Here is a 7,976-nt window from a genome sequence, read left to right on the forward strand (position 1 = left end):
GCCCACCCCGGGATCACGCCCCGCCAGCGGCGCCCAGCCCGCCCCGGGGTCACGTCCCGCTAGCGGCCACCAGGCCGCCGCACCGCCTACGGGCGCGCCTGCCAAGGGACGGCCCGGTACAGGCCGCTCTGGAACAGGAACGCCCGGCGCAGGCCGCTCTGGGACAGGAACGCCCGGCGCAGGCTCCTCTGGGACAGGAGCGCCCGGCAAGGGCTCCTCCGGCGGGGCGAGCTCGACTGGAGCGCCGTCCCAGGGGCCGTCATCCGGGACGGCGACCTCCCCCACGACAGGCCCAGGCACCGGGAAGGGCCCCTCGTCCGGGAAGAGTCCGTCCTCCGGGAAGAGTCCGTCCTCCGGGAAGGGTCCGTCCTCCGGTGCGCCGCCGTCCGGGGGACCTGCCGCAGGGACACCTGTGGCTGGGACGATGCCCATGGCGCTCCCGCCCGCCGGAACGGCACGGCCCGGAGCACCCTCTGCCGGTGGGCCGTCCACCACGGCATCGCGCGCCGAAGCACCACCATCCGGCGGAACGTCGGGCAACCCGCCATCCACTGGCGGAGCGCCCGGTAACACGCCACCCGCGGCATCGCGCGCCGAAGCACCACCATCCGGCGGAACGTCGGGCAACGCCCCCTCCACCGGCGGAACGCCCGGTAAGACACCACCCGCGACGGGATCACCCGCCGGTGGATCATCCGGCGCCCCCTCAGGAGCGCCGGCCGCCGGTGGATCGCGCAGCGGCGCCTCACCCACGGCACCACCCGGCGGTGGATCTCACGGCGGTGGGGCGTCCGGAGGGACGCCGGCCGGTGGGGCGGTTGGGTTGTTGCAGCCTGGCGGGCCTGGTCCTGGGATGGGACGAGGCCCGGGTGGGCCTGGTCAGGGCGCGCTCGGTCAGGGCGCGCATGGTCCAGGTGTGGCGGCGCGGCAAGGCACGGAGAAGGCGCGGACCGTCATGGGGCGGGTCGCGGTGCTGGTGGCGAGTGCGCCCAAGTGGCTGCCGTTGCTCCTGGTCCTCGAGGGCCTGGTCATGTACGTCCTCGCGCTCAAGGTCTCCCCAGGCCCGCTGCGGGGCGTGGATCCGGCGGACATCGACGGGCTCGGCCTGATCTCGGCGCTGCCGGCGAGCGCGTTCATCGCGATCCTGATCATGATCGTGTCGTTCTTCGTCACGGTCGCCCAGAGCACCGACCGCAAGTTCCTGCTGCTGTTCCAGATCGCTGCCATCACGTTCGCCCTGCACGGGGCCGGCGCGCTGGTGGCGGACGAGCCGCGGTTCCCCACCGCCTACATTCACGCCGGATTCGTCGAGTTCATCGGCAGGACCGGCGAGACGGCGATCAACATCGACGCCCGCATGGGCTGGCCCGGCTTCTTCGCGCTCTTCGCCTTCGTGACGAAGGCCGCGGGCATCACCGACATGACGACGATCCTGCAGTGGACGCCGCTCCTGTCGAACCTGCTCTACCTGCTCCCGTTCGTCCTGATCCTGCGCCAGGTCGTGGCGACCACGCGGGCGCGGTGGTTCGCGGCGCTGCTGTTCGTGCTGGTGCAGTGGATCGGGCAGGACTACTTCTCGCCCCAGGGCTTCACGTTCGCCCTGTATCTGGCGTTCGTGGCGATCCTGCTCAGATGGTTCGGGCGGGTGGAGCCGCGGACGAAGCCGATCCCCCCGAAGGGCCTGCGCAGGCTGCTCGGCAGGCTGGACGCGATGACACCGGGCGAGCTGGCCAACACCGGCACCTACCGCGCCGACAAGCTGCTCATGCTGATGCTGCTGGTGGCGCTGTTCCTGGCGTCGGTGGCCTCGCACCAGATCACGCCGTTCATGATGCTCGGCGTGGTGACGGCGTTCCTGCTGTTCAAGCGGACGTCGCTGACGTGGGCGCTGCCGTTCTGCCTCGGGCTGGTGGTGCTCGCCTGGATCAGCTACCTGACGGTGGGCTTCTGGGCCAGCCAGATCGACACGATCTTCGGCGGCCTGGGCAACATCTTCGCGAACCTGCAGAGCAACACCGGCGACCGCATCGAGGGCACCGACCCCGCGCACGCGATGGTGCTGCAGGCGCGCCTCGGGATCCTGGCGGCGATCCTCGGGATGGCCGCGGCCGGGCTGTTCAGGCGGCTGCGGCGCGGGGTGTTCGACAGGTCGGCGCTGATCCTTCTGTGCGTGCCGGTGCTGGCGCTGGGGCTGCAGAGCTACGGCGGCGAGATCGGGCTGCGGATCTACATGTTCGCGCTGCCCGGGGCCTGCCTGCTGGCCGCGTACGCGTTCTTCCCCAACCTGCCGGCCGACAGCGAGGACGTGCGCGAGGAGACCGTGCCCCTCCGCAAGCGGAACGTGCGCTTCAATCCCGAGCTGACCAAGAGGATCTCGGTGGTGCTGGCGGCGTGCTTCGCGGTCGTGTTCGCGATGGCGTTCCTGCTGGCCAGGTACGGCAACGAGAAGTTCGAGCGGGTCACCTCCGGCGAGGTGGCCGCCCTGCACTACGTGTACGAGCACGACAAGCCGAGCGCCAGTGTCATCTACCTGGTGCCCAAAGTGGGCCCGGAGGTCACACCGACCCTGCCGTGGGGCGAGCGGGACGTGGAGCTGGTCAGCTTCAACACGCAGGCCCTGGTGCACAAGGATCCGGCGGACATCAAGGCCGCGGTCGACACGCTGAAGGCGCAGCCGCGTAACACGTACCTGATGGTGAGCCGCGGGCAGGTGAGCTACCTGCAGCTCAACGAGGGGTTCCCGGCGGACTGGGGAGAGAGGTTCCGTAAGGCGCTGGACGCGGCGCCTGACCTGAAACGGGTCTACTCCAACGACGACGCCGCGCTCTACACCCGCAAGTCGTTCGTACGCGGCACGGAGATCCCCGAGCCGAACCCGTACAAGGGGGGTAGCGACCCCACCTCGCCGTGGACGCCGGTGGGCGTCGGCGCGCTGGGGGTGACGTGGGCGGCGTTGTTCGGGTACGAGATCATCCGGCTGAACGGGCCGAACCGGGCGAGGAAGGCGCGCAGACGGCTGCTGTACCTGGCCGTTCCGGCGTTCGTGGTGGCCCTCGCGGTGATCGTCGAACGTTTCCTCTATATCGCGCAAAATAACTGAACTCACAGGTAACTCTCAGGTTGTGCGCGATGATGGTGTCCGATGAGGACACAGAGGACACATCTCGCCACACCGGACGCACGCCTCGGCAGCGCGAGGATCGCTTCTGTGGATGCCCTGCGCGGTTTCTCGCTGCTGGGCATCCTCGTCGTGAACATCGCCTTCCTGGCCTCCGGTTATCGGATGGCCGGGCTGCCCGAGCCCGCGTTCGACTCGTCGCTGGACTGGGGCGTGCGCTGGGTCGTGACGATGTTCCTGGAGAACAAGTTCTACCTGCTGTTCTCCTTCCTGTTCGGCTACAGCTTCACGCTCCAGGCCGACTCGGCGGCGCGGCGCGAGCAGCCGTTCGTGCCGATGTTCCTGCGCCGCCTGGCCGGGTTGCTCCTGCTCGGGCTGGCGCACGCGGTGCTGCTGTTCCCCGGGGACATCCTGACGACGTACGCGGCCGTGGGGCTGGCGCTGCTGATCTTCCGGCGGATCACGCCCAGGACGGCGGTGCGGCTGGCGGTCGCGCTGACGCTGCTGCTTGCTCTCGGCTTCGTGCTGCTGGCGGTGCTGGCCACGGCCGGGACCGACATGGCGGGGACGGTGACGGACGGGTCCGCGGAGGCGGCCAGATCGGACGCGGCGCTGGGCGGGGGGTTCTGGGAGATCGTCTCGGAGCACGTACGCAAGCTGTCGCTGATCATCGTGCTCCGCGTGCTCTTCCAGGGGCCCGCCGTGCTGGCCGCGTGCCTGATCGGGCTGGCGGTGGGCAAGCTGGGCGCCCTGCGCGACCCGTCGGCGCACACGGCGACGCTGCGCGGGCTGCAGTGGACGGGGTTCACCGCGGGGCTGGCCGGCGCGTTCTGCTACACGCTGTCGGCGTGGACGGACGCGGTGCACAAGTTCTGGGGCGAGGCGGTGGACCTGGTGACGGCTCCGCTGCTCGCGGCGGCGTACGGGGCCACGTTCCTGCGGTTGCTGCCGTACCTGCCGCGCGCCGGGCGGGCCCTGGCCGTGCCCGGGCGGATGGCGCTGTCCAACTACCTGGCGCAGTCGCTGATCTGCGCGCTGATCTTCACCGGGTACGGGCTGGCGCTCGTCGACCGGGTCAGCCCAGCGGCGGAGGTGGTGCTGGCGCTCGGCATCTTCGCCGCGCAGATCGCGTACAGCCACTGGTGGCTCAGGAGGCACCGCTACGGGCCGGTGGAGTGGCTGCTGCGTCGCCTCACGTACTGGCGGCAGATATATCCGGATGACCGGAACGGCCTGGACCGGAAACAATGAGGGGTATGCGTCATTGGCCGTTCTTCGATCTCCGTCTGACCACGCCGCGGCTGGAGCTGCGGATTCCGTCCCTCGACGATCTCGACGAGCTGGCCGACCGGGCCCTGGAAGGGGTGCACGATCCGGAGCGGATGCCGTTCGACGTGCCGTGGACCGACGCTCCCGCCGACGAGCTGCCGGGCAACGTCGTCCGCTTCCATCTCGGGGTGATCTCACGGTGGCAGCCCGAGCAGTGGTGCTGCAACTTCGTCGTCGTGCACGACGGGCGGGTGATCGGCGCGCAGGATCTGAACGGGTCCCGCTTCGCGGTCAGGCGCGAGGTGGGCACGGGCTCGTGGCTGGGCCGCGTCTACCAGGGGTCGGGGCTCGGCACGGAGATGCGGGCCGCCGTGCTCCACCTGGCCTTCACCGGGCTGGGGGCGCTGACGGCGGTCTCCGGCGCGTTCCTGGACAACCCCGCCTCGCTGGGCGTCTCACGCAAGCTCGGCTACCGGCCTGACGGGGTCTCGGTGCATGACGTACGCGGCCGGCGGGCGCTCCAGCAGCGCCTGCGCCTCGATCGCGACGACTTCACCAGCCCCGTTCCCGTGAAGATCCACGGCCTGGAGCCGTGCCTGCCGCATTTCGGGCTCTAGGTTTTTGCCGGCGGCTCTTGGCGGCTCTGGGTGGCGATGCGGTAGCCGACGCCGGGGGTGGTGGTGATGATCGGTGGGTCGCCCAGTTTGCGGCGCAGGCGGCCGATGGTCACGGTGACGGTGTTGGTGAAGGGGTCGGCGTTCTCGTCCCAGACCTGTTCGAGGAGCGCCTCGGTGCTGAGGTGAGCGGGGCCGGCGCGCAGGAGGGCTTCGAGGAGGGCGAACTCCTTGACCGAGAGGTCGAGGCGGCGGCCGTCGCGGGTGGCCGTACGCCGTACCGGGTCGAGCTCGATTCCGGCCACCCGGAGCGTACGCGGGCGGGCGGAGGGTCGCCGGCGGGCCAGCGCGCGGACCCGCAGCACCAGCTCTGGGAAGTGGAACGGCTTGGCGAGGTAGTCGTCGGCGCCCAGGGTCAGCCCGCTGACCCGGTCTCCCGGGGAGCCGGCCGCGGTGAGCATGAGGACCATGGCGCGGTCGTCCCGATCAGTGATCATCTGGCAGAGGGTGTCGCCGTGGATGCCGGGCAGGTCCCGGTCGAGGACCACCACGTCGTAGCCGTTGAGGTCCAGCTTGGCGGCGGCCGTCAGGCCGTCGTGGGCGACGTCGACGGCCATCCCCTGGTCCCGCAGGCCTTCGGCCAGGACGTCGGCGAGCGCGAGCGCGTCCTCGACCACCAGGATCCTCATCCCCCGTCCCCTTCGGGTGCTCTTGGCAGCGAGACGGTGGCGCGCAGGCCGGCTTCTGGCGCCGACGGCAGTGTGACCGTGGCGCGCAGGCCGCCTTCTGGCCGGGCGTGCAGGTCCAGGCGGCCGCCGTGGGCGGCGGCGATCGCCGCGACGATCGACAGGCCGAGGCCGGAGCCGGTCCCTGAGCCGGTGCGGTCGGCGGTGAGTCGCTGGAAGGGCCTCCCGAGCCGGGCGACCTGCTCGGGATCGAGCTTTCGCCCCCCGGTCTCCACGATCAACCGCACCGTCGCGTCGTCCGCCGGGGTGGCCACCCGGATCCAGCCGCCGTCCTCGTTGTGCACGATGGCGTTGTCGATCAGATTGCCTGCCAGGCGGGACAACAGCGTCACACTGCCCTCGGTCCACGCCGCCCGCTGAAGGCCGGTGTCGTCCACGGTCAGGCTCTTCGCCGCTATGTCGCCGGCGCGCGCGGTCGTGGCCTGCGACACCAGGGCGGCCGGCGAGAGCGGGGCGCGGTCCACGGGGCCGCCGGCGGTGAGGTAGGTCTCGCCGGCGAGCGCGCCGTGTTGTGCGCGGGCGAGGACGAGCAGTCCCTCCAGGAGCCGGTCGACCGTGTCGAGTTCGGTACGCAGCCGGTCGGCCAGCGCGACCGTCTGGGGTGGCGGCGGCTCCGGTTTGGCCAGGGCCACGTCTACCGACGCCCGCATGGTGGCCAGCGGAGTGCGCAACTCGTGGGAGGCGTTGGCGACGAACCCGCGCTGTGCGGCGAAGGACGCCTCCAGGCGTTCCAGCAGCCCGTCGATGGTGTCCGCGAGGTTCTTGACCTCGTCGGCCGGGCCCGGCACGGCCAGCCGCTCGTGCAGGTTCTCGGCGGAGATCCGGCGCGTCGCCGCGGTGATCGTCCGCAGCGGACGCAGGACGCGGCCCGCGACGGCGTTGCCCAGCACGAACGAGACCACCGCCATCACGACCAGCGCGATCAGCGAGCCCATCAGGAGCTGGCGCGACTGTGCCGTCCGCAGGTCCGACAGTTGTGTCTCCAGGTCGTGGATGCGCTGTTGGCCTGCCTGCGGGATGGGCTGGATGTGGGCGGGCACTGACTCGGTGTTGTTCGCGCCGGCCAGCAGGTTGGTGAGGGCCAGCAGGGCCACCGCGGAGCCGAGGAACAGGACGACGTACAGGAGGGTGAAGCGTAGCCGTACCGGCCGGCTGCGCAGCGCCAGGCGTACCAATGTGGTCATCCGTCCCTTTTCGGCTACTTGTCGCCCTCCAGGATGCCGCGCCGGGCCTAACAGCGAGATGACAGTGGTGGTTCGCGGCACGTTATGCCGGTAAGCGTAGAACCGACCGCATGCCAAGCACAGCCTTGTCCTCACTGGTGAGCCAGGAGTGGACGACGTTCCGCAGCCGTGGCCGGATGATCGCCATGAGCGCCGCGACACTGGTCATCATCCTGCTCGGCGCGCTCTTCGCGGCCGGTTCCCTCGCGGGCACCTGCTCCGAGGGCGAGATAGAGGTGCCCTGCCCCACCGAACCACTGGGGCCGGATGGACAGGCGGTGAGCGACAAGTTCTCCTTCGTGCACCGGCCACTGGGTGAGAACGGCGGCATCACCGTACGGATGACCTCGATGACGGGCATCATCACCTACCCGCCGCCCGACCACGACGAGATCGTGTCCGGCCTGGTGCCCTGGGCGAAGGCCGGCATCATCGTCAAGGACGGCACCGCCCAGGGGTCCTCGTACGCCGCACTCATGCTCACCGGCGGCCACGGCGTCCGGATGCAGTACGACTACGTCCACGACGTGGCCGGGCGGCCGGGCGACGTCTCTCCTCGGTCGCCACGCTGGCTGCGCCTGACCCGTTCCGGCGACTCCATCACCGGCTACGAGTCGGCCGACGGCGCCCACTGGACGAAGGTCGGGGCCGCGCACCTTCCCGGGCTGCCTGGGACCGTACAGGTCGGGCTGTTCGCCGCCTCACCCGGGGATCTGACCCTCAGGCGCACGGCCCTCGGCGCGAGCTTGCCGGAATCGCGCTTCACCCAGGCCGGCGCCACCTTCGACCGCATCAGCCTCGACGGCGCACCGGCCGCCGAGTGGAGCTCAGGCTCTGTCGGGGAGCTGGGCCATACGGACTGGGAGCGCTTTCACCAGGCACCCGGCCTGGTGAAATCGAACGACACGTTCACCGTCACCGGGAGCGGCGACATCGGACCGGTCCCCGAGGGCGGACGCACCCCGTCCAGCACCCTGCTCGGCCTCCCCATCGGCCTGATCATCGT

General features: G+C 70.7%; 5 protein-coding genes and 1 pseudogene. 4 read left to right on the top strand and 2 right to left on the bottom strand.

The genetic code is table 11. The annotated features are described in order from the left end of the window. Window positions 1-916: 916 nt before the first annotated feature. The 3 genes from ITP53_RS52085 to ITP53_RS52095 all read left to right on the top strand — a co-directional run bounded on the left by ITP53_RS52085 (window position 917) and on the right by ITP53_RS52095 (window position 5,004). Window positions 917-3,100, top strand: a complete 2,184-nt coding sequence (locus ITP53_RS52085) for a hypothetical protein (protein WP_195902914.1) — start codon at window positions 917-919, stop codon at window positions 3,098-3,100. A 108-nt stretch (window positions 3,101-3,208) separates the two neighbouring features. Continuing rightward, on the top strand, window positions 3,209-4,369 hold the full coding sequence (locus ITP53_RS52090) for a DUF418 domain-containing protein (RefSeq protein WP_328818618.1): 1,161 nt from the start codon (window positions 3,209-3,211) through the stop codon (window positions 4,367-4,369). A gap of 5 nt (window positions 4,370-4,374) precedes the next feature. Continuing rightward, window positions 4,375-5,004: a GNAT family N-acetyltransferase gene (locus tag ITP53_RS52095; protein ID WP_195902916.1), complete on the top strand. Its 630-nt coding sequence runs from the start codon at window positions 4,375-4,377 to the stop codon at window positions 5,002-5,004. Here ITP53_RS52095 and ITP53_RS52100 read toward each other — a convergent pair. Then, window positions 5,001-5,690 (bottom strand): response regulator transcription factor, encoded by a 690-nt coding sequence (locus ITP53_RS52100; RefSeq protein WP_195902917.1) that lies wholly within the window; start codon window positions 5,688-5,690, stop codon window positions 5,001-5,003. The two genes, ITP53_RS52095 and ITP53_RS52100, sit on opposite strands and share 4 nt — an antisense overlap. Continuing rightward, the gene (locus tag ITP53_RS52105; RefSeq protein ID WP_195902918.1) at window positions 5,687-6,931 is read right to left on the bottom strand and encodes a HAMP domain-containing sensor histidine kinase; all 1,245 of its coding nucleotides are present in this window, start codon (window positions 6,929-6,931) and stop codon (window positions 5,687-5,689) included. The genes ITP53_RS52100 and ITP53_RS52105 overlap by 4 nt, the downstream gene beginning before the upstream one ends. 110 nt (window positions 6,932-7,041) lie before the next feature. Between ITP53_RS52105 and ITP53_RS52110 the strand changes: the two are divergent. Next, a pseudogene (locus ITP53_RS52110) lies at window positions 7,042-7,976 on the top strand (hypothetical protein); the annotation flags it as partial.

Origin of the sequence: Nonomuraea cypriaca (assembly GCF_015645445.1) — a bacterium.
GTDB lineage: Bacteria > Actinomycetota > Actinomycetes > Streptosporangiales > Streptosporangiaceae > Nonomuraea > Nonomuraea cypriaca.